Origin of the sequence: Brucella sp. RRSP16, assembly GCF_052246815.1 — a bacterium.
In the GTDB taxonomy this organism is placed as follows: Bacteria; Pseudomonadota; Alphaproteobacteria; order Rhizobiales; family Rhizobiaceae; genus Brucella; species Brucella intermedia.
Map to the genome: position 1 here is coordinate 1 of NZ_JBQQAM010000035.1, position 3656 is coordinate 3656.

Genomic DNA, 3656 nt, shown 5'->3' on the forward strand with positions numbered 1-3656 from the left:
CGGCTGCTGCGCCTCTAGTGCGGTTCCTGCTAACAGAAACGCCGGAACCGCTCTAACTATTTGTTTTATCGCATTATCCAACGCATCGAAGCGGCATAAGAAATCAGTCCAGTGAACTGATTTCCCCGCGTAGACGTTTCACGCTTTTGCTGGAAATGCTCTAACCGCGTGCCACTTCCCGAACACTCGCGATGGAAACGATGGACGCGCTGGCCAGACGTCCGCTTTCCTCATCGAAGACCACACAATTGCGCCCGCGCTGCTTTGCCATATAGAGACAACGGTCCGCACGGCTTAGCACCTGCGAGTTCGTCTCGTTCTTCGGCGCAGACGCAACACCGATACTGATCGTCAACGGATAGACCTGATACTCGGTCGTATGAAACGGTGTGTTCTCCACTTCAGCGCGTATACGCTGTGCAACGCGCATGCCGGTTTCTCCGCTTGCGCCCGGCAAGAACACGCAAAATTCTTCCCCGCCGATCCGGCCGACCAGATCACCCTTCCGCGTCACATTCTGAAGCGCGAAAGCGATCAGCTTCAAGGCGCGGTCGCCGACGCCGTGGCCAAACGTATCGTTGATCGCCTTGAAGTGGTCGGCATCGATAACGAGCAGGGTGCCGGTTTCGATACGGGAACGGCTGATCTTCATGGCTTCAAAAAGCGCCTCACGGTTGAGAAGACCGGTCATGTGGTCGATCCGCGACCGTGCCTGTAGTTCAACATGGGCCCTCTCCAGCTGAAGATAAGCGTCTTTCAGCTTCCCATGCTGGTGGAAAATATAGGCAAGGGAAGGGAAGGCCGTTGCTGCGGGAATGCCCGCGCTGAGGCTAAGCGCAATGATGCCAGGAGTGGCGCCAGCGGAAAAGGCCACTATCGACGTTGCCCCAAGCGAGAACGCAACGACAGACAGCGTTATCAGTGCTGCTTTTACAAGAGCAGTCTTCTTCATTCCCTCGCACTCCCAACCCTGAGTGAGGATGATCAACGACCCCGCCTTAACCCAGAATGAACGGGCTATATTTTGCGGGCCTTATAAAAGGAACGCCGGAGAGGGGAAAGGTATCACCATGCGCGTCCTACAATTTTTTGTTTATGAGTGCCATTAATGACACAATCATAGGTAGCATGACGGTTATATATTACGAAGAAATGTAAATAAGCACAACTATGTTTAAAAGAACGATCCTGACAGGACATAAATCGTCAATAGCTAATATAAGTATGGAGCGCCTCTCGCAAAGCGTTTTGGAAGATCCCGGAGTTGCGCAAAGCCACAAACTCCGGGATCGTAGCTGCTGAAGGCTTTAAATCAGAAGACCGCCAGATATTTCAGAAGCGAAATGATGCCGATGATGATCACGATAACTTGAGCGATCTGTTTGACCTTGGCATCCAACGGCAGCATGTTGATCAGATAAAGTATGAGGAAGATAACGAGAATTGTTATCAGCAGGCTGATGAGGATGGACATGGGCGGTCTAATCCTTCCCGGAACTTGGGGTTGCATTGCCCACCCGACGACCGTTCCTCCGCGTCGCCCGGTTGAGCCGTTCTAACCGGAAGAAAGAGCAGGGCCCTTGCTGCCGGCACATCGTTTCCAATCCAAAAACAATGTGCCGGTTAACGTTCCAAGAAAAAGAAGGTTCCGCTTTATAAGCAAGAACTTAAAACGCAACACGCTGTTCGGTTCTGGAGTTTCCAACTCGTCATTTGCGCATGCTGCCCGTTTCGCGGCGACGCTGATGCCAGCTGAAAGCTTCTTCGATCAGGTGAGGGGTATGTCCGCCACGCGCACAGGCCCGGTCGAAATAATCGTTAAGCTGGTCGCGATAGTCCGGATGCGCGCAGTTGTCTATGATCGCGCGCGCCCTTTCGCGCGGAGCGAGGCCGCGGAGGTCTGCAAGGCCCTGCTCGGTCACGAGAATATCCACGTCGTGTTCGGTGTGATCGACGTGCGTAACCATCGGTACGACGGACGATATGGCGCCATTCTTGGCTTCGGATTTGGTCACGAAGATCGAAATGAAGGCGTTGCGGGCGAAGTCGCCTGAACCGCCGATGCCATTCATCATATGGGTGCCGTCCACGTGCGTGGAGTTCACATTGCCGTAAATGTCGAATTCCAGCGCGGTATTGATGCCGATAATGCCGAGACGACGGATGACTTCCGGATGATTGCTGATCTCCTGCGGACGCAGAATGAGCTTGTCGCGGTAGCGGTCGATATTGTTGAAAACGCGCTCTCCGCAAGCGGGGCTGAGCGTGATGGACGATCCCGATGCAAAGTCCAGCTTTCCGGCATCGAAGAGATCGAAGGTGCTATCCTGCAGCACTTCGCTATACATGCGCAGATTGTGAAACGGGCTGTCGGCAAAACCGTTCAAGACTGCATTGGCAATGGTGCCTATACCCGCCTGAAGCGGATTGAGCGTCAGGTCCAGACGCCCGGCCGCTACTTCCTGCATCAGAAACGCGATGAGATGGCCAGCGATGGCAATGGTTTCACTGTCGGCCGGTTCGACGGTCGATGCGCTGTCATTCTCCTTCGTGATGACGATGCCCGCGATCTTTTCCGGCGGGATTGGAATGTAGGGCAGGCCGACGCGGCTGTCGCAGGCCGTGACCGGTATCGGGTCGCGGGAAGGGCGCTTCGTTGGAATATAGATGTCGTGCAGACCTTCAAGCGCCATGGACTGGTTGAGGTTCACTTCCACGATGACCTTTTCGGCCAGAATGGCAAAGCTCGCGGAATTGCCGATCGATGTCGTGGGAATGATCCCGCCGCTCTCGGTTATGGCAAGCGCTTCAACGACGGCATAATCAATGGGGCCGATCTGGTTCGAGCGCAATTGCTCGACGGTTTCGGAAAGATGCTGGTCGATGAACATCACTTCGCCGCGATTGATGGCGGCCCGCAGGGTTCTGTCGACCTGAAATGGCATGCGCCGCGAAAGCACATGGGCTTCGGTGAGCAGCTTGTCGACATCGTGACCAAGCGATGCGCCGGTAATCAGCGTGATCTTGAAAGGGTCCGTCGCAGCGCGCGCAGCCATGGCCACCGGCACGGCCTTGGCATCGCCAGCGCGGGTGAAACCGCTCATGCCCACAACCATGCCGTCTTGAATCAGGCTCGCGGCCTGTTCCGCGGTGATGATCTTGTCCCGAAGCGAAGTGTTGCGAATACGTGCTTCCAACATCTTTAAAACTACCTTCCTCGCCATTCCGGGCTTGAGCCGGAAATGGCGCTCCCTGCGTCCAACGCCGGATACTGCCACCGTTCGATTTGCGGATCACGGCGCCGCCTGCGTATTAGCGCATATGGACGAGCAGTACACGCATGCTTTGGTCTTAGAAGCCAAAACGGACGGCTGTGAACCCCGCCGTGTCTCCCATGGTCCGCGATTCTAAGGAATGATTGAAATCAACGACGCAGAGCGGGCAGGTGCACGGTCGATCGGTACAAAACGCACGACGCAAAAGGCAGCTCATCTGCAACTCGCATTTCAAGCTGGAACTCACCGGCTAACATACGTTGTTTTAGCAAGTTAGGGATGCGACGTTTTTAGCAAGATAGAAATGCGACAGGTGCTGACGTTCAGCCCCCATTCCGAGAGGCTGGTCAGGGTTGCAAGCGAGGAATGGGGGCGGGTGAA

Annotated in this window: 3 protein-coding genes; all 3 read right to left on the reverse strand. The window is 55.1% G+C overall.

Annotated elements, in window-relative coordinates:
* Positions 1–160 precede the first annotated feature (160 nt).
* The 3 genes from ACS5UA_RS22685 to ACS5UA_RS22695 all read right to left on the reverse strand — a co-directional run bounded on the left by ACS5UA_RS22685 (position 161) and on the right by ACS5UA_RS22695 (position 3200).
* Complete coding sequence (locus ACS5UA_RS22685; RefSeq protein ID WP_006470470.1) at positions 161–952, reverse strand: GGDEF domain-containing protein; 792 nt, start codon at positions 950–952, stop codon at positions 161–163.
* A 360-nt stretch (positions 953–1312) separates the two neighbouring features.
* Positions 1313–1474 (reverse strand): Thivi_2564 family membrane protein, encoded by a 162-nt coding sequence (locus ACS5UA_RS22690; protein ID WP_006470469.1) that lies wholly within the window; start codon positions 1472–1474, stop codon positions 1313–1315.
* 235 nt (positions 1475–1709) lie between these two features.
* Positions 1710–3200, reverse strand: a complete 1491-nt coding sequence (locus ACS5UA_RS22695) for an acetyl-CoA hydrolase/transferase family protein (protein ID WP_021585143.1) — start codon at positions 3198–3200, stop codon at positions 1710–1712.
* Positions 3201–3656: the final 456 nt, after the last annotated feature.

Coding starts and splice junctions, on each gene's coding strand:
- ACS5UA_RS22690 (WP_006470469.1), bottom strand. CDS start 1,474: ATGTCCATCCTCATCAGCCTGCTGATAACAATTCTCGTTATCTTCCTC.
- ACS5UA_RS22695 (WP_021585143.1), bottom strand. CDS start 3,200: ATGTTGGAAGCACGTATTCGCAACACTTCGCTTCGGGACAAGATCATC.
- ACS5UA_RS22685 (WP_006470470.1), bottom strand. CDS start 952: ATGAAGAAGACTGCTCTTGTAAAAGCAGCACTGATAACGCTGTCTGTC.